Annotated in this window: 16 protein-coding genes; 6 read left to right on the plus strand and 10 right to left on the minus strand. The window is 68.9% G+C overall.

The features are described 5' to 3' along the window. Positions 1-22: 22 nt before the first annotated feature. The 5 genes from ACN9MP_RS17810 to ACN9MP_RS17830 are packed head-to-tail and all read right to left on the minus strand — an operon-like array spanning position 23 to position 5,470. Entirely contained in the window at positions 23-1,018 is a 996-nt protein-coding gene (locus tag ACN9MP_RS17810) for an ABC transporter permease (protein ID WP_426322408.1), read from the minus strand. Continuing rightward, positions 1,002-2,537 carry a sugar ABC transporter ATP-binding protein gene (locus tag ACN9MP_RS17815; RefSeq protein ID WP_426322410.1) on the minus strand — a complete coding sequence of 512 codons (1,536 nt, stop codon included), beginning with the start codon at positions 2,535-2,537 and terminating at the stop codon, positions 1,002-1,004. The genes ACN9MP_RS17810 and ACN9MP_RS17815 overlap by 17 nt, the downstream gene beginning before the upstream one ends. Then, positions 2,534-3,604, minus strand: a complete 1,071-nt coding sequence (locus tag ACN9MP_RS17820) for a zinc-dependent alcohol dehydrogenase (protein ID WP_426322412.1) — start codon at positions 3,602-3,604, stop codon at positions 2,534-2,536. Before ACN9MP_RS17820 ends, ACN9MP_RS17815 begins: the two co-directional genes overlap by 4 nt. A 28-nt stretch (positions 3,605-3,632) precedes the next feature. Next, entirely contained in the window at positions 3,633-4,595 is a 963-nt protein-coding gene (locus ACN9MP_RS17825; protein ID WP_426322414.1) for a transketolase family protein, read from the minus strand. Then, positions 4,595-5,470, minus strand: coding sequence for a transketolase (locus ACN9MP_RS17830; protein ID WP_426322416.1), 876 nt, complete (start codon positions 5,468-5,470; stop codon positions 4,595-4,597). The genes ACN9MP_RS17825 and ACN9MP_RS17830 overlap by 1 nt, the downstream gene beginning before the upstream one ends. A 253-nt stretch (positions 5,471-5,723) precedes the next feature. On the opposite strand from ACN9MP_RS17830, the gene ACN9MP_RS17835 reads away from it, so the two are divergent. Together ACN9MP_RS17835 and ACN9MP_RS17840 are read left to right on the plus strand one after the other, a co-directional pair. Then, complete coding sequence (locus tag ACN9MP_RS17835; protein ID WP_426322417.1) at positions 5,724-7,217, plus strand: aldehyde dehydrogenase family protein; 1,494 nt, start codon at positions 5,724-5,726, stop codon at positions 7,215-7,217. A gap of 88 nt (positions 7,218-7,305) precedes the next feature. Next, on the plus strand, positions 7,306-7,854 hold the full coding sequence (locus ACN9MP_RS17840) for a MarR family winged helix-turn-helix transcriptional regulator (protein ID WP_426322418.1): 549 nt from the start codon (positions 7,306-7,308) through the stop codon (positions 7,852-7,854). Between the two features lie 127 nt (positions 7,855-7,981). Here the strand turns inward: ACN9MP_RS17840 and ACN9MP_RS17845 are convergent, their stop codons facing one another. The 5 genes from ACN9MP_RS17845 to ACN9MP_RS17865 all read right to left on the minus strand — a co-directional run bounded on the left by ACN9MP_RS17845 (position 7,982) and on the right by ACN9MP_RS17865 (position 12,365). Continuing rightward, complete coding sequence (locus ACN9MP_RS17845) at positions 7,982-8,806, minus strand: PaaX family transcriptional regulator C-terminal domain-containing protein (RefSeq protein WP_426322420.1); 825 nt, start codon at positions 8,804-8,806, stop codon at positions 7,982-7,984. Next, a complete protein-coding gene (locus ACN9MP_RS17850) occupies positions 8,803-9,624 on the minus strand; it encodes an ABC transporter ATP-binding protein (RefSeq protein WP_426322422.1) in 822 nt (273 codons plus the stop codon). Before ACN9MP_RS17850 ends, ACN9MP_RS17845 begins: the two co-directional genes overlap by 4 nt. Next, the gene (locus ACN9MP_RS17855) at positions 9,617-10,441 is read right to left on the minus strand and encodes an ABC transporter permease (RefSeq protein ID WP_426322424.1); all 825 of its coding nucleotides are present in this window, start codon (positions 10,439-10,441) and stop codon (positions 9,617-9,619) included. Before ACN9MP_RS17855 ends, ACN9MP_RS17850 begins: the two co-directional genes overlap by 8 nt. Beyond that, a complete protein-coding gene (locus tag ACN9MP_RS17860; protein WP_426322425.1) occupies positions 10,438-11,286 on the minus strand; it encodes an ABC transporter permease in 849 nt (282 codons plus the stop codon). The genes ACN9MP_RS17855 and ACN9MP_RS17860 overlap by 4 nt, the downstream gene beginning before the upstream one ends. A gap of 89 nt (positions 11,287-11,375) precedes the next feature. Next, positions 11,376-12,365, minus strand: coding sequence for an ABC transporter substrate-binding protein (locus tag ACN9MP_RS17865; RefSeq protein WP_426322427.1), 990 nt, complete (start codon positions 12,363-12,365; stop codon positions 11,376-11,378). A 396-nt stretch (positions 12,366-12,761) separates the two neighbouring features. On the opposite strand from ACN9MP_RS17865, the gene ACN9MP_RS17870 reads away from it, so the two are divergent. From ACN9MP_RS17870 to ACN9MP_RS17885, 4 genes are all read left to right on the plus strand, one after another. Next, positions 12,762-13,583: a methylenetetrahydrofolate reductase gene (locus tag ACN9MP_RS17870; RefSeq protein WP_426326112.1), complete on the plus strand. Its 822-nt coding sequence runs from the start codon at positions 12,762-12,764 to the stop codon at positions 13,581-13,583. After that, a complete protein-coding gene (gene purU, locus ACN9MP_RS17875; protein ID WP_426322429.1) occupies positions 13,580-14,455 on the plus strand; it encodes a formyltetrahydrofolate deformylase in 876 nt (291 codons plus the stop codon). Before ACN9MP_RS17870 ends, purU begins: the two co-directional genes overlap by 4 nt. 64 nt (positions 14,456-14,519) lie before the next feature. After that, positions 14,520-15,929, plus strand: coding sequence for a vanillate/3-O-methylgallate O-demethylase (ligM, locus tag ACN9MP_RS17880; RefSeq protein ID WP_426322431.1), 1,410 nt, complete (start codon positions 14,520-14,522; stop codon positions 15,927-15,929). A 191-nt stretch (positions 15,930-16,120) separates the two neighbouring features. Further along, positions 16,121-16,702 carry a PadR family transcriptional regulator gene (locus ACN9MP_RS17885; RefSeq protein WP_426322433.1) on the plus strand — a complete coding sequence of 194 codons (582 nt, stop codon included), beginning with the start codon at positions 16,121-16,123 and terminating at the stop codon, positions 16,700-16,702. Positions 16,703-16,759 lie beyond the last annotated feature (57 nt).

Consider the following 16,759-nt stretch of genomic DNA (forward strand, 5'->3'; position numbering starts at 1 on the left):
AAGGGAAGAGGAGGGTCTGAGGTCAGCGCTCTCGATGTCGGAGCGACGAGAGGGTCACGGCGGCGATGATGATGAGGCCGGTGACCACCTGCTGCACGTACGCGTTGACCCCCAGGACGTTGAGGCCGTTGCTCATGACGCCGATGATCGCGACGCCCACCATGGTTCCGCCGATGTTCGCGGCCCCCGACCTCACGACGGTCATGCCGAGGAAGACGGCAGCGACCGAGAACAGCAGGTTGTCCTCGCCCTGCACGGCGCTCGCGCTGCCCAGCCGGGCCGCGAGGAGGATCCCTCCGACGGCGGCGACGAGGCCGGCGATCGAGAAGGCCAGCAGGCGCGCGCGGCGCACGTTGACGCCGGAGAGGCGTGACACCTCGGCGTTGCCCCCGGTCGCGTACCACCGACGACCCATGGTGGTGTACCGGAGCACGAACCACAGGACGATCGAGATGAGGATGGCGATGAACACCGGGAGCGGGATCTCGAGGAATCGCCCCTGACCGAGGGTGTTGAACTCCGGCGGAAGGTTGAACAGGGTCGTGCCCGCCGTGACGAGGAACGCCAGACCCGTCACCGATGTCAGCGTCGCGAGGGTCGCGACGAAGGCGGACAGGTTCAGGTACGCGATCAGCAGCCCGTTGACGATGCCGATGAGCAGGCCGACCGCGAGTCCGATCAGGATCGCGACGGCGACCGGGATCCCGTCGAGCATGAGCGCTGCGACCACGGCGCCGGCGAGCGACGAGGTCGCCGCGACCGACAGATCGAAGTCCCCGACGACCATGACGATCGTCTGAGCACCCGCGATGATCGCGAGGATCGCGACCTGGTACAGGATGTTGCGCACGTTGGTGAACGTGAGGAACACGTCGGGCCGCATCGCGAAGAAGAACACGACGAGTGCTATCAGCGCGATGACGGTTCCCGCCGAGAGGAGCGTCTGCCCCACCGAGCGGCGCGGGACCGCGACCGTGTCGGTCGCGTCTTCGATACCGGGGTTACGCATGGTTGTCATGCGAGTCCGCCTTTCCGTAGCAGTAGGTGAGGAGGACCTCTTCGTCCGCCCCTTCGGCCGCGACCTCTCCCGAGATGCGGCCCTCGTGCATGATGAGGATCCGGTCGCTCATCCCGATGAGCTCGGGAAGTTCGGAGCTCACGGCGATGACGGTCGTGCCCTCTGCGGCGAGCCGCCGGATGAGCCGGTAGATCTCGCCCTTCGTCCCCACGTCGATGCCCCGGGTGGGCTCGTCCATGAGGAGGATGCGCGGCCCGCGGGCGAGCATCTTGGCGAGCACGACCTTCTGCTGGTTGCCGCCGGAGAGCTCGCCGACCGGCTGGCGCTGGCTGCGGGCCTTGACTCGGAGGTCGGTCATCCCGCGGCTGACGATGTCGGAGATGCGGGCTCCCGACACCACCCCCATCCTGCTGACGGCGGGGATGTTCGCCAGGGCGATGTTGTCGCGGATGGTCGAGCCGAGGATGACTCCCTGGCTGCGGCGCTCCTCCGGCACGAGGGCGATACCGGCCTCCAGCGCACGTTCGACTCCCGGCGAGTGACGCATGATCTTGCCGTCGACGGTGATCGTCCCGGCCACGTGCCGCTGGGCGCCGGAGAGGATCCGCAGCAGCTCGCTGCGGCCCGAGCCGGCCAGTCCTCCGATGCCGAGGACCTCGCCCCGGCGTGCGACGAACGACACGTCCTTCACGCGGCGGCCGTCGAGGCCCTCGACGGCGAGGGCGACCTCGCTCGTCGTCACCGTCGCCCGGTCCGGGTACAGCTGACCGGCCTCGCGGCCCACCATGCTGGAGATGACCTCGTCGATGTGCGAGTCGGCGACGTCCTTCGTCACGATGGTCTTGCCGTTGCGCATGATGGTCAGCCGGTCGCAGAGCTCGAAGACCTCTTCGAGGCGGTGCGACACGTAGACGATCGCCACGCCCTCATCGCGCAGCCGGCGCAGCACGGAGAAGAGCTCGATGATCTCGGTGTCGGTCAGGGATGCCGTCGGCTCGTCGAGGATCAGCACCCGGGCATCTGTGGCGAGGGCCCGGGCGAACGCCACCATCGTCTGCTGGACGGGAGAGAGCTCTCCCGCGAGCCTGCCGAGGGGGATCCGCTGATGGATCCGGTCCAGCTGCTCCTTCGCGCGACGCCGAAGGGTGCGCCACTGCACCACCCCTCCTCGATTGGGCGTCTGCTCCCCGAGCAGGATGTTCTCGGCGACGGTGAGGGACGGGATGATCGACAGCTCCTGATAGAGCGCGACGACTCCGGCCCGCTTCGCCACACGCACGTTGGCGAACTCGACCTCTTCGCCCGAGCGCCACAGCGTCCCCCCGTCGGGCGCGTAGATGCCGGTGAGGACCTTGATGAGCGTCGACTTCCCCGCACCGTTCTCGCCGAGAAGCGCATGGATCTCGCCCGGGAGGACCGACAGTCCCGCCCCCTCGAGCGCGTGCACACCGTCGAATCGCTTGACGATGTCGCGTGCTTCAAGCGCCGGGGTCGTCGTGGTGTCGTCCACGAGGGTCACGATCGCACCCCCGATTCGTCGATGGCATTGCAGCGGATGACGACCTTCGGGTGCTCGCCGCTCACATGTGCCGCGAAAGCAGCGGGTGCGTCGTCGAGATCGAAGACCGCGGCCGTGAGCTCGTCGACGTCCAGATGGGGAAGGATCTGCAGGGCCCGCGGGAACGCGTACGGAGAGACGAAGACCCCGGTGAGCGTGAGCTCCTTGAGATACAGGTGGTCCGAGAGGTTCAACGGCATCTCGAAGTCCGCGGGATACATCGCCCCGTAGACCACCGTCCCGCCCTTGGCCGCGATGTCGAGCACGCCCCGGACGGCTCGCACCGAGCCGGAGGCGTCGATGACCACGTCATAGCCCCGCCCGTCGGTGAGCTCGAGGGCACGTGCGACCTGGTCCTCCGACACCGGGTCGATGGTGAACTCCGCTCCGTGCCGGCTCGCCATCTCGCGGCGCGCCGCGATCGGCTCGATCATCGTGAGAGACGTCGCTCCCGCCATGCGCATGACCTGGAGCGCCAGCTGCCCGATCGGCCCTCCCCCGACGATGGCGACGCGGTCGCCGACGCGGACGCGCGTCTTGTCGGCGATCCGCACGGCGACGGACGTCGGCTCGAGCAGGCATCCCTTCAGCAGCGAGACGTTCTCGGGCAGCCGGTACACCTGCGACTCGTGCCACGTGATCGTCTCGGCCATGCCCGGGCGGTTGTACTCCTGGATGTTCTCGCAGAACTGCTGGCGCCCCTCCTGGCACGGACGGCACGTGCCGCAGAAGCGGAGGAAGTTCCCCGCGACGCGATCGCCCACCTTCAGGCCGTTGCGGTGCGCCCGCTCCCCCAGCTCCTCCACGACACCCGAGATCTCGTGGCCGAGCCCGATCGGCACGGCGGTGCCGAAGTACCCCTCCGCGAGGTGCGGATCGGAGCCGCAGATCGCGGCATACGCCACCCTGATCCGCACATCCTCGGGGCCCAGCGGCTGCGCCGGGAAGTCCACGACGTCGATGAGCCCGCGGGCATCCGGATCGGGATCGCGCAGACTCCCGATCCTCGTGACGGCGACCGTTCTCACTTCGCACCCTCCTCGTCGAACATCGTCGTCACCCGGCCGCGAGCACGCGGCGGAGGGCGGCGACCGTTGCGCTCAGTCCGTAGCCGTGCTTGTCGCGGAGCTGCTCATCCTCGCCGAAGCCGGCGTACACCTGCGGGATGCCCAGCCGCTCGAAGGCGGTCAGGTGCACGCCGCGATCGGCGAGGACGTCGGCGATGCGGGTGGCCAGACCGCCGTACGCGAGGTGGTCTTCGAGCACGACGAATCGTCCGCCGGTCTCCTCGGCGCATTCGAGGATGAGCGCCTCGTCGATCGGCTTCAGCGTGAACATGTCCACGACGCGGATCGACCGGCCGTCCTCTGCGAGCTGCTCGGCCGCCTGGATCGCCTGCGCCACGGTCGTGCCGTGGGTGAAGATCGTGGCGTCGGTGCCCTGGCGTGCGACGATCCCCTTGCCGATGCGGATGTCGTGCTCGCCCGGCTCGTAGAGCACCATGTCCTTCTTGCCGACGGCGAGCCGGATGTAGAGCGGCCCGCGCATGCTCATGGACTGGCGGAGGATCTCCCCGACCATGAGCGGGTCGCCGATCGAGGTCACCGTCATGTTCGTCAGAGAGCACATGAGCGAGAGGTCCTCGACCGCGTAGTGGGTCGAGCCGCCGTTGCCGACGAGCCCCCCGTGCGTGCCGATGATCTTCACCGGAAGGTTGGGATAGCAGACGTCCGTGCGGATCTGCTCGAGCGCTCGCATGCTCAGGAACGGCAGCATCCCCGAGACGACCGGGATGTTCCCGTCGTAGGCGAGCCCCGCCGCGATGCCGACGCTCACCTGTTCCGCCAGGCCGACGTCGAGGAAGCGGTCGGGGAATTTGTCGCGGAACTCCACGAGCGTCGCCCCGATGTCCGGCGTGATGACCCAGAGGTTCTCGTGGACGTCGCCGAGCTCGGCGAGGGTCGTCCCGATGACCGAGCGGGCACCGAGGAACTCTCCGAACGTGAATGTGACGGGCATCAGACCGTCTCCTTCCTGCGGTTCGACTCGAGCGACGCGAGGGCTCGCTCGAGATCTGCGGCGCCCAGCGAGCCGGCGTGCCAGGCGAGGTTGTGCTCCATGAAGTCGACGCCCTTGCCCTTGATCGTCTCGGCGATCACCACGGTCGGCAGGTCGCTGTCGGCCGCCGGCAGGCCGTCGATCGCCGCGACCAGCTGCGACATGTCATGGCCGTCGATCTCGACGACGTTCCAGCCGAACGCGCGCCACTTGTCGGGGTAGGGCTCGAAGACGACCCGCTCCTCGGCGAAGCTCGTCATCAGCTGGCGATTGCGGTCGATGAAGGCGACGAGATTGCCGAGGCCGTTGCTTCGGGCGGCCATCGCCGCCTCCCAGACGCTGCCCTCACCCGTCTCGCCGTCGCCGAGGAGGCAGACGACGCGGTGGTCCTCCTTGCGGTGACGGGCGCTCAGCGCCATGCCGACCGCGAGCGGGAGGCCGTGGCCGAGCGATCCGGTGGAGCACTCGACACCGGGCAGCTGCACCTTGCACGGGTGCATGCCGTACGCGCTGTCGAGCTGGCCGTAGGTGTCGACGATGCCGTCGTAGGAGAAGAACCCGCGCATCGACATCGCGATGTACATGCAGACGGCCGCGTGGCCCTTGCTGAGCACGAACCGATCCCTCCCGGGGTTGGCGATGTCGTCGGGATCGACCCGCAGTCCGTAGTGGAACAGCGCGGTGAAGATGTCGGCCGCCGAGAGATCGCCCCCGATGTGCACGGCGCCCTCGTACGTGCCGCACAGGTGCAGCAGCTTCGAGCGCAGCTCGAACGCGAGCTCCTCCAGCTCGGTCACGCTGGGCCGCTGGCCGATCTCCAGGGTGTGCGTTCCCATTCCATGCCTCCTCATCGAGGGAGGTCGATCGGACGCCGCGGGAAGGTCGTCGTCGACACTCGCTTTCGTCTCCGCGGCTGCACTGCCGAGGTGATGCGAGTGACGCTAACACAATCTGCTTTACACGTAAACAGGAATATGCATAAACACGTTGACATCTAATACAACGAGAGGGATGGTGGATGCACACCGGCCCGCGTCACCCGCTTGAGCGCGTGCGCCGACCCGAACGACACAGAGAGGTGTGAATTCGATGACTGACACGCTGAGCACGGCCGCAGAGCTGCGGACCGGATTGTTCATCGGCGGTGAGGCCCGCGAGACGCAGGACACGCTCGCGATCGCCGATCCCGGCAAGCCCGGGGCGATCGTGGGGCATGCGGCATCCGCGTCTCCACAGGATGTCGCGGATGCCGTCGCCGCGGCACGCACGGCGTATCCCTCGTGGGCGGCGCTGTCTCCGCAGGAGCGCGCGGCGAAGATGGCCGACGCGATCGCAGGAATCGCCGACGACCGCGACACCGATGCCGCCGTCCTGTCGCAGGAGAACGGCAAGATCCGGTTCGAGTCCTGGGTCGACGCCCTGGTCTTCGAGATCCGGTGGAACCTCGCCCTCATGCTGGCGGACGAGGTGGACACAGGCCACACGCTCCCGGTCGTGCCCGGTGCGATCCCGGTCTCGACCGACGTGTCGTACCAGCCGCTGGGCGTGGTGACGGTGATCGTGCCGTTCAACTGGCCGATCGCGATCCTCGGGGCGTCGCTGCCGCACGCCCTGCTGGCCGGCAACACGGCGATCGTGAAGCCGCCGCCCTCGGCGCCGCTGGCCACCACGCGCGTCGTGCAGCGCGTCGCCGAGAAGCTGCCGCCGGGGGTGCTCAACGTCGTGACCGGCAAGGACGAGAACATGGGCGCGCTCATCACCGACGTCGACAAGGTGTGCTTCACCGGGTCGGTGAACGGCGGCAAGCGGATCATGGAGATCGCGTCGAAGACGCTCACGCGGGTGACGCTCGAACTCGGGGGGAACGACGCCGCCGTACTGCTGGAAGACGCGATCCTCGACGACACACATCTCGACCGGCTCTACGCGGCGATCTACGACACGACCGGGCAGATCTGCATGAACGCCAAGCGGGTGTTCGTGCACCGCTCGCGACTCGACGAAGTCGTCGCCGCACTGGCGCAGCGGCTCGAGCAGTCGAAGATCGGATACGGCCTCGACGAGGGCACCACGATGGGCCCCCTGCACTCGCCCGCCCAGAAGGCGTTCGTCGAGGAGATCATCCAGGAGGCGAAGGATGCCGGAGCCGACGTCCGCGAGTACGGAGAGCTGCCCTCGGGCGACCTCGCCGGCGGGAACTTCCTGCGCCCCGCGATCGTCGTCGACCCCGACCCCTCGCTGCGGGTGGTCACCCAGGAGCAGTTCGGTCCCGTCATCCCGATCATCCCCTTCGACACGGAAGAAGAGGCCGTCCGCCTCGCCAACGACACGTGGGGCGGCCTCTGCGGCTCGGTGTGGACCGCCTCGCCCGAGGCGGCGCAGCGCGTGGGCTCGCAGCTCGTGTGCGGGTACGTCTGGATCAACGACCACGGCGCCACCCGCCTCGACCTGCGCGCCCCCTTCGGCGGCATGAAGCAGTCCGGCATCGGCCGTGAGCAGGGCATCGAGGGCGTCCGCGCCTTCCAGGACACCCGCGCCATCGCGACCATCGACCCGGAGGCGCTCGCAGCCATGGCGCACTGACACCATGCAGCATGCACGCGGTCCTGCGACCCCCCGGGGGCGCAGGACCGCTGCCTCTCTGTCAGACTTCTCCCACGAAAGGAGCCGGATGCCTCCGCAGCCCGCCCCCACCACAAGACCCGTCCTGCCACCCGGAACGGTCACCGAGCCTCTCGGCCACGCGCTGGACCCGGAATCCTTCACCCCGCGCCTTCTGGCTCTGCTGTCCAACGCCCTCGTGTGGCGCGAGTCGCACGAGCTGCGCCGCCGCTTCGGGCTGGGCACCAACGAGTGGCGGGTGATCTCCGCTCTCGCCATCCGGCCGGGCGCGTCGGCCACCGAGATCTCGGAGTTCCTCGCAGTGAACAAGGCGATCGTCTCCAAGAGCGTCGGCGTGCTCGTCGACCGCGGGCTGCTCGTGCTGTCCGACGGCCCCAGAGGGTCCCGGCCGCTGTACCTGACCGAGTCGGGCGCTGAGATGCACGACGACATGCTGCCGATCTCGATGCGCGGGCAGGACCTCATCCTCTCGCACGTGAGCGGCGATGACGTGGAGAGGTTCAACGCACTGCTCCACCGCATGCTCGAGGAGCTGCGCGACCTTCAGATCGTCGAGCGCACACTCGCCCGTGCTGCTGAGATCGAGGCGGAGCACTGACCGACCTCGACGTCGAGGGCGGCCGCGGACCCTCGGGCGAGGTGCGCATGGGAGTCAGAATACCTACCGATATTGCCTATGCCTATAGGTATCCGTGACTCCGGCCGGCCGCGTCTGCGCTGTCGAGTCAGTCGACGAGGGCGGCGAAGTCGCGCACGGCCGGGAAGGCGAACTCGCGGTGCCGCCGGGTGAACAGCTCGGCGGAGCGGTCGGCGGGCCAGTCCTCACCCATGTACTGGCGAGGAAGCCGCGGGTCTGCGCGCAGCAGCGCGAGCCAGTCGGCCACGAGCAGCGTGCGCGCGGTCGCCGGAGGGAGACCGGATGCCGCATCCTCCCGTTCCCAGTGCGCGATGAACTCCAGATGGGCGTCGCGGATGCGCTCGATGTCCCACGCCACGCGCACCGCCTCCGCCATCGGGAACCCGTCGAGCTCCGTCGCGGAGAAGGCGGTGATGGAAGCCGGTGGCAGGTCGGGGATGATCGCGTCCAGCGCCGCAGCGAGATCCACCGCACCGGGAGCGATCCACAGCCCGTCCCGCAGCACCGCGAAGCCTGACCACGTCAGCGCGGCGCGCAGCCGGTGGCGCAGATCGCGGAGGTGCTCGGGGACGCTGAAGGTGACCAGCGTCCAGCCGTCGCCCTGCGGCTCGAACGGCGCCGGGCCGTTCACGCGGCCGGACGCCTCGCGCAGCACCTCGCTGCCGTGAGGGGTGAGCTCGAACCCGATCTCCCGCCCCAGGCGCCGGCGCTCGAGGAGCCCGCTCGCCACCATGCGGTCGAGGTTGGTGCGCACGGCCGACGCCGCCACCCCCGCGCTCTCGAGCGTGCCGATCAGCACGCTGGCCCGCAGCGGCGCAAAGTACCGGTCGCACACGAACTCGCCGAAGAAGGCCAGCAGCAGCTGCCTCGGCTTGCGCGTGAGGACCGAGCCCTCGACGGGGAGAACGCTCACGCCGCCTCCGGGCGCACGGCCTCGCCGCGCTTGGCGCGCTGGATCTGCTCGTAGACGTGGGTGCGCAGCTCGGTGAAGCGTGGCAGAGCCCGCGTCGTGATCTGGTCCCGGTCGGGCTCGAGGTCGATGGCGAGGTCCTCCTGCACCCACGTGGGCGACTTCGACAGCACGACCACCCGCTCGCCGAGGTAGACCGACTCATCGATGTCGTGCGTCACGAAGAGGATCGACATGCCCCGTTCGCGGTGCAGCGTGCGCACCAGATCCTCGAGGTCCGCGCGGGTCTGTGCGTCGACCGCCGCGAACGGCTCGTCCATGATGAGCACCTCGGGCTGGTACGCCACGGCGCGCGCGATCGCGACGCGCTGCTGCATGCCGCCCGACAGCTGCCACGGGTAGCTCTTGGCGGCGTGGTCGAGCCCCACCGCCGTCAGCGCGTCGTCGATGAGCCGGTCGCGGTCGGCGCGGGAGAGCTTCTTGTGCTTGAGGGGCAGCTCGACATTGCCCCGCACGGTGAGCCAGGGGTACAGGCTCCGTCCGTACTCCTGGAAGACCAGCGCCATCTTGGGCGGCGGCGACGTGACCCGCTTCCCGTCGAGCTCCACCACTCCGGAGGTCGGCTTGAGCAGGCCCGCGATGCATTTGAGCAGCGTCGTCTTGCCGCAGCCCGAGGGACCGACGATGCACACCAGCTCGCCGGCATCCATCCGGAAGCTGATGTCGCCGATCGCCTCCACGTTCCCGGTCGACGATTCGTAGACCTTCCGCAGGTGCTCGACCTTCAAGAGCGTCTGTGCCGTCTGAAGCGAGTCAGGCACGCTCCACCTCCTTGATTCCGTGGTACCAGCGCAGCACGCGGCGCTCGACGAGACCGAAGATCGCCGCGAGCAGGATACCGATGAGGCCGAGGAGCACGATGCCGCTCCACATCTCGGCGATGAGATAGTTCCGCTGGAAGAAGACGATCTTGTACCCGAGCCCCGACGACGAGAAGAACATCTCCGAGATCACCATCAGGATCAGGGCGATCGACAGGCACTGGCGGACGCCGGTCATGATCCGGGGACTCGCCGCCGGCAGCACGAGGTACCGGAGTCGCTCCCCAGAGGTCAGCGCGAACGACCGCGCCGTCTCGGTCATGACGGCGTCCGTGGCCCGCACGCCTTCGATGGTGTTGAGCAGCACCGGCCAGATCGCGCCGGCGACGATCACCACGACCTTCATCGTGTCGTTCGCGCCGAGCACCACCGCCACGATCGGGATGAGCACCGGCGGCGGCACGGCGCGGAAGAACTCGAAGATCGGCTCGAGCAGCTCGCGCAGCCAGCGCACCAGGCCGATGACGGTGCCGGCCACGATGCCGAGCACGACGGCGAGCACGATGCCGATCGCCAGGCGCCCGAGACTCGGCAGCACGTCGGTGAAGAACGCGGGCCCCACCCACGTGTCGACGAAGGCCTGGAAGATGACGAGGGGGCTCGGGAAGAACGGCGCGGGCGAGGTCGACGCCCAGACGCCCCAGATGACGAGCAGCAGGATCGGCAGACCGAGGGCATAGGCCGTGCTCTCGCCGAGCTTCGCCCACACCCGTGAGCGCCTGCGCGGCGTCACGACGGTGCTGGTGTACAGGGTCACAGCACTTCCTCCCCTCGGACCGACTGGTGCCACGAGAGCGACCGGCGCTCGATCGCGCGGAAGACGAGGTTCACGATCAGCCCGAGCAGTCCGGTGACGACCACGAGGGCATAGACGGTCGTCCACTGCCCGGCGCTCTGCGCGAACATGATCTCGCGCCCGAGGCCCGGCACGTTGATGAACATCTCGGCGGTGATCGCGAGGATCAGCGCGACGGTCGCCGCCAGCCGGAGTCCGGTCATGAGGTACGGCAGCGCGGTCGGGAAGACCAGGTTGACGATGCGCGACCCCCGCGAGAGCCCGAAGCTGCGGGCCGTGTCGCGGGCGACGGCGTCGACGTCCGCGACGCCGTAGAGCACCTGGATGAACACCTGCCAGAAGCTCGCGTACACGATGATGAGCAGCGCGGCCTGCAGCTGGTAGCCGAACATGAGGATCGCGAGCGGGATCAGGGCCACCGACGGGATGGGCCGCAGGAATTCGACGGTCGTGTGGGTGGCGCGGCGCAGGAACGGCACCAGGCCGATGATCGTGCCGAGCACCACCGCGAGCACCGTCGCGATCGCCAGGCCCAGCGCCCACGACGTCAGCGTGCGACCGACGTTGCGCCAGAACTCGAGGTCGCGCATCTGATCCCCGAGGGCCGCAAGGGTCGCCGTCGCCGTCGGGAAGTACGCGGGGTTCACGATCCCGAGCGCGGGCAGCAGCTGCCAGGTCACGAGGAAGCCGACGATGCCGGCGAGGCCGAGGGCGACCTTGCGCAGGGTGCGCAGTCGTCGCGCGCTGCGACCGCTGCGCCGGCGCGGCGGCGACGCCTCGACGGGCGGTGCTTCAGCGAGGGCCATGAGGGTCCGTTCGGGTGGGGAGGCTCGGGTGAGGACACACGGAGGGATGGATGCCGCGGGGCGCGGCATCCACCCGCCCCTTGTTGTCGCTACTGCTGCTGGATCAGCTTGTCGTAGTCGGGCTCGGCGTCGATGTAGGCGAACTCGACGGCCAGGGCGCCGAGGTCTTCGATGCCGGCGTCGGCGAGGTCCCACGTGAACGTCGGGAGGGTGATGCCGGCAGCGGCCTCGGCCGGGATCTTGAGGTTGGTCGCGATCGCGGCGCGCACCGCGTCCTCGTTGCCGGCGGCCCACTCGAGCGCCTCGCTCATCGCCTCGGAGTACGCCTTCACGAGATCGGGGTCCTCGTCGATCAGCTTCTGCGTCGTGATGTTGGTGAGCACGGACAGCCCCGGGATCGTCGCCTGGTACGGCTGGACGACCGACGTGCCGCCCTTGCCGACGATCATGGCGCGGAACGGGTCGGGCGCCCACGCGGCGTCCATCGTGCCGGCCTCGAGCTGCGCCGGCACGTCGGGGAAGGCGACCTCGACGAACTCGATGGCCGAGGGGTCGCCGCCGTCGTCCTGCACGGCCTTGCGGATGGTCAGGTCGCCCGCCGCGCCGACGGTGTTCACCGACACCTTCTTGCCCGCCAGGTCCGCGGGGCGCGTGATGCCGGAATCGGCGAGCGCGACCACGGCGTTGACGTCGGTGCCCTCGGCGAGGCTGTTCGCGTAGTCGCCGATGATCGTGACGCCGAGGTTCTGCTGGTCGGCGCGGATCGGGCCGAACGGCTGCCCGATCGCGAAGTGGATGTCGCCGCTGAGCAGCGCCGGAATGGCGTTGGCGCCGCCCTGTGCGGGCACGACCTCGATCTCGAGGCCGTGCTTCTCGAAGATCCCCTCGTCGATGGCGGCCCACAGGGCGCCGGTCTCGGCGATGGGAAGCGCGGCCACGCGGACCGTGGTGACCTCACCCGAGCCGGCGTCGCCGGTCGATGTGGGGGTGGACTGCGTGTCGGCGGCGGAATCGGTGCAACCGGCCAGCGCGAGCGCGGCGGCGGCGAGCACGCCGATGGTGGCAAGACTCTTCTTCATTGACGGGCCTCTCTTGGCGGTACGGGGTTCACCGGTCGCCGGGTCCTTCCGACCCGAGTCGGAGTCCTCACCGCGGCGTGCCGGACAACAGTCATCGTCCGCCACTGCCGCGCGATTGTCAATGGTTTCGTGACGCCCGTCACGATTTTCTTGAAGAATGTGGCTCGACGTTGAGACATCCGCTCAACGGAATCGGGCCTTTGCTCTTCCCGGGCGCTCCCGCACCATGGTGACCACGCACATGACGTGCCTATTGCCATTACCTATGGTGATAGGTATTCTCGTACCACCGCGGTGCAGCGACGCCCGCGGCAGAGGAAAGGACCTCGGACAGTGGCTCACCAGACTCCCGTCTCGCCCAAGGCCGCCGCGCTCGTGAAGGGCTTCTCGCTGGAGATGACCGGCAAGGACATTCCCGGGCTCGAAGAAGCGCGCGAGACGATCCCGCAGGGAACGAAGATCAACGTGACCTTCCTCGGGAACGAAGACCTCGAGATGCGCGTCGCCGCCGCGAAGGCGGTCAAGGAGATGGGCTTCGTGCCCGTCCCCCACATCTCGGCGCGACGGCTGGAGTCGCAGGCGCAGCTCGAGGAGTTCCTCGCCCGCCTTCAGGAGGTCGGCGCGAGCGAGCATGTCTTCGCCGTCGGCGGCGATCCGGCGGAGCCCGCCGGACCATATCCCGACTCGCTCAGCGTCATCCGCTCCGGCCTGCTGCAGAAGTACGGCGCCCGCGAGGTGTCGATCGCCGGCTACCCCGAGGGCCACCCCGACATTCCCGACGACGTGCTCTGGCGGCATCTCGACGAGAAGGCGCGCACGCTGGCGCAGCAGGGACTGGATGCCGTCGTCCTCACGCAGTTCGCATTCGACACCGACCCCGTCATGTCGTGGATCCACGACGTCCGCGAGCGCGGCATCGACGCGCAGATCCGGATCGGCACGCCCGGCCCCGCCGGCATCAAGCGGCTGCTCGGCTTCGCCCGCCGCTTCGGGATCGGCGCGAACGCCATGATCGTCAAGAAGTACGGCTTCTCGCTGACCAACCTCATGGGTACGGCAGGCCCCGACCGCTTCGTCTCCGACCTCGCCGGGCTGCTCGCCGCCGAGCCCACTGCCGGCGACGTGAAGCTGCACTTCTACACGTTCGGCGGCCTGCTCGCGACCTCGCAGTGGGCGCGCGAGTTCGTCGCCGCGCAGTCGTCGGAGACGCGCCGATGACGGTGCACCTCGATGCGCTGCGCGATCACGCGTGCCTGATCGTGCACGGTCCCGACCGTCCCGGAATCGTGTCGGCGGTGACGGCGCTGTTGACCCGCAATGAGGGGAACATCGTCAGCCTGGACCAGTACTCCGACAATCCCGAGGGCGGCGAGTTCTTCCAGCGGGTGGTGTTCCATCGCCCGGACCTGCAGGCGGCCCTCCCCGACATCGAGGCCGACCTGGCGAAGACGCTCGGACCGCTGAGCCTCGACTGGCGGCTGACCGACCAGTCCGTCGCCAAGCGCATGGCGATCCTTGTCTCGACCAGCGACCACTGCCTGCTCGAACTGCTGTGGCGGCACCGTCGCGGCGAGCTGCCCGTGACGATCCCCATGGTCATCTCCAACCACACCAACACGGCAGAGGATGTCCGCAGCTTCGGCATCCCGTTCTTCCACATCCCCTCGCACGGGCCCGACAAGTCGGCAGCCGAGGCGAGGATCGTCGAGCTGCTCAAGGGCAACGTCGACTTCGTCGTCCTGGCCCGGTACATGCAGATCCTGTCGGACTCGTTCCTCGACGAGGTGGGCGTGCCGGTGATCAACATCCACCACTCGTTCCTGCCCGCCTTCATCGGCGCGGCCCCGTACCGCAAGGCCAAGGAGCGAGGCGTCAAGCTCATCGGCGCCACCAGCCACTACGTCACCGAAGACCTCGACGAAGGCCCCATCATCGAGCAGGACGTCGCCCGGGTCACCCACGCCATGTCGGCCGCCGACCTGCAGGGCCGGGGCGCGTACGTCGAGCGCGCCGTGCTCTCCCGCGCCGTGGAGTGGCACGCGCAGGACCGCGTGATCCGCCACGGCAACCACACCATCGTCTTCACCTGACGGATGCCGCGAGGCGCGGCATCCGTCACCACCCGACCCAAACCCCAGAACAGAGAGGTTCCCCATGGCGAAGAATCTGCAGGAGCTGATCGACGGGCAGAACGCCGTCGAGATGCTGCGAAACTCGCAGATCGGCTCGTACATCTACCCGGTGGTCCCCGCGGACTTCCAGAACTGGATCAAGGAGCAGAAGGCCTGGCGCGACACCGCCGTGCTCTACGACCAGTCGCACCACATGGACAACGTGTTCCTCAAGGGCTCCGACGCGATCAAGCTGATCTCCGACACGGCGATCAACTCCGTGGCGACCTTCCCGGTGAACCGCGCCAAGCAGTACGTGCCGACGACCGCGTCGGGGCACGTCATCGGCGACGGCATCCTCTTCCACGAGGCAGAGGACGAGTACGTCTACGTCGGCCGTGCGCCGGCCTCGAACTGGCTGCTGTACCACGGTGAGACCGGCGGCTACGCGAACCTCGACGTCACCGTCGACCGCCGTTCGCCCTCGCGCCCGTACGGCGACGCGGTGAGCCGCAGGTACTACCGGTTCCAGATCCAGGGGCCGGCGGCCTGGCAGGTCATCGAGAAGCTCAACGGCGGGCCGCTCGAGCAGCTGAAGTTCTTCAGCATGTCGGAGATGCAGATCGGCGGCGCGAACGTCCGCACCCTGCGCCACGGCATGGCGGGAGCCCCCGGGCTCGAGGTGTGGGGTCCCTACGAGGATCACCACCGGGTGCGCGACGTCATCGTCGAGGCGGGCGCCGAGTTCGGGCTCGTACCGGTCGGCTCACGCGCCTACCCCTCGAACACGCTGGAGTCGGGCTGGATCCCGTCGCCGCTGCCCGCCATCTACTCCGGCGAGGCCGAGCGCGGCTATCGCGAGTGGCTCGGGGTCGACAGCTACGAGGCGACGGGCACGCTCGCCGGATCCTTCGTGTCGCAGAACATCGAGGACTACTACCTGACCCCGTGGGAGCTCGGCTACGGCTCGTTCGTGAAGTTCGACCACGACTTCATCGGCCGCGACGCGCTCGAGAAGATCGACCCGGCCACGCAGCGCCGCAAGGTCACGCTGGCGTGGAACGCCGAGGACGTCACGAAGATCTTCGCCTCGCTGTTCGACACCGAGGGCGACAGCTACAAGTTCTTCGACCTGCCCCTGGCGAACTACGGGTCGGCGAACTACGACTCGGTGACGGATGCCGACGGCAACGTCGTCGGATTCTCGATGTTCACCGGCTACAGCGCCAACGAGAAGCGCGCGCTGTCGCTGGCGACGGTGAACCCCGACGTGCCCGAGGGCGCGGAGGTGACGGTCGTCTGGGGCGAGCCGAACGGCGGGACGAAGAAGGCGTCGGTCGAGCCGCACAAGCAGCTCGAGGTGCGCGCCGTGGTCAGCCCCGTGCCGTACTCCACGGTCGCCCGCCAGTCCTACCACGGCGGCTGGCGCACCGGCTACACGGAATCCGCCTGACCCGCCCCTGACCCGAGGGGGTCTGCCCGTGCCGGGCGGGCCCCCTCGAACCATCATGGGGACGGCGAGGAGACATCCGCCGAAACCCCAGCAGACGGACGAGACCGTGGGCACGACCCGCGGTCTCGTCCGTCCAATGGGGTCTCGGCGTTTCCGGCCCGCTACCCTCGGGCGAGGAAGGAGGGAGTGGCATGAGTCTGCGCTACGCACTGCTGGCGATCCTGCGCGTCGGGCCTCTGTCGGGCTACGACCTGCAGAAGCAGTTCCACCAGTCGGTCGGGCACGTGTGGCACGCGCCCGACTCGCAGATCTATCCCGAGCTGCGGAAGATGGAGGAGGCGGGCCTCATCGAGGGCGAGGAGCAGCCCCGCGGCGAACGGGGCACGCGCCGCATGTACCACGTGACGGATGCCGGCGACCGGGCGTTTCTGGACTGGATGGCCGCCCCGCTCGACTACCAGCGCGTGCGCGACCCCGCGCACCTGCGCGCCGCATACCTCGAGGCGACGTCGCCCCAGGCCGCCCGCGCCTTCCTCGAGCGGCACATCGCCCAGTGGGAGGGCGAGCTCGCGCAGTGGGAGGGCGAGCTCGCGCGCATCGACACCGTCGCGAACCCCATGCTCGTGCGGCGCCTCGCGGTGACCGCGGACGCCGACCGCGCGCGCACCATCGCCTACAAGCGCTTCGCCTACGAAGGCCTCGTCGAGCGCGCCCAGGGCGAGATCGCCTGGGCCCGCCGTGGGCTGGACCTGGTCGCGCGCCTGGAGCACTGACCCCCGCGCCGCGGCCCTCGCCTCCCCCACCCGGTGAGACGACAGCGGGTGGACGAG

Origin of the sequence: Microbacterium sp. E-13, from assembly GCF_049912955.1 — a bacterium.
Taxonomy (GTDB): Bacteria; Actinomycetota; Actinomycetes; order Actinomycetales; family Microbacteriaceae; genus Microbacterium.